This window comes from Vibrio sp. 1288, from assembly GCF_033344475.1.
The window spans coordinates 1-513 of the sequence record NZ_JAWPOX010001152.1; the positions used below are offsets into that span (position 1 = coordinate 1).

The 513-nt window shown below is 42.1% G+C and carries 1 protein-coding gene; it reads left to right on the forward strand.

Annotated features, from left to right (window positions below; translation table 11 throughout):
• Positions 1-37: 37 nt before the first annotated feature.
• On the forward strand, positions 38-513 hold a 476-nt coding region (locus tag R8O11_RS31400), incomplete at its 3' end, for a response regulator (RefSeq protein ID WP_318195415.1).

The following is a 513-nucleotide window of genomic DNA, read 5'->3' on the forward strand; positions in this document are numbered from 1 at the left end:
TTATAAACCTTTTGAGGTCATCAATCTTTGTAAGCAAATGCATTGTGATTTGGTGATTTGTGACTACAACTTTCAAACTCAGCTCAATGGCTTTCAGTTGTTAGAAGAGTTAAAGCACGCGCAAATTCTGCCTGCACATACAACGTTCGTCTTTTTGACCAGAGAAAATGATCACAAAATCGTTCGTTCAATAGTGGACTGCGACCCTGATGACTACTTGCTAAAACCGTTTAATCACACCTTTTTTCGCAACCGACTGCTGTCAGCCATGAAACGCAGAAGCGTGCTACTACCGATTTACGAAAAACTGCGTGAGATGGACTTTGAAGGCGTGATTGAAGCCACCGATACCCTTCTTCCCTTTCATCCCGAATATTCAAAACTGATCAGACGTTACCGTGCGCATGCAATGGTGCAAAACAAACAGTTTTCTAGCGCCCGTAGCGAATACGAAAAGTTACTCAAAGAAGACAATTTTGACTGGATTAAAACTGCACTCGCCAACACGCTAAT